At 60.6% G+C, this 327-nt stretch carries 1 protein-coding gene; it reads left to right on the top strand.

The window, feature by feature from the left end; genetic code table 11:
- The coding region (locus P0G09_RS16610) for a hypothetical protein (RefSeq protein ID WP_275253212.1) at window positions 1–327 on the top strand (327 nt) is incomplete at both ends.

Genomic DNA, 327 nt, shown 5'->3' with positions numbered 1-327 from the left:
CTGGACGAATCCAGCGGATTCCCGCGCCTGCACTACGTTTTCGATGTGTCGGACACCGGGGTGCGCCGCAATTCCCGTGACCCGGAGGTGTGGCAGCTCGGTCCCGATTTGGTGCAGTCGGTTTCGGAAATGTTGAGCAAGACCTACGGCATCAGCGGCGAGCGTGTCAGCCAGCAGCTTGCGGATGTTGCGGGGAAACTGGTGGCGGATTACTGGGACAACCACGGCGGGGACATTCGTGCCATCGTTGACGGTTCGCTCTTGATGGATTATGATGAAGCCGGGGTGGAGATGCAGTTCAAGTCTGCCGCCGCCATCAGCGTCACC

This window comes from Faecalibacterium sp. DFI.5.82, assembly GCF_029076575.1.
GTDB classification, from domain to species: Bacteria; Bacillota; Clostridia; order Oscillospirales; family Ruminococcaceae; genus Faecalibacterium; species Faecalibacterium duncaniae.
The sequence above is the reverse complement of the archived record's forward strand: the minus strand, read 5'-3'. Positions and strand labels throughout refer to the sequence as shown.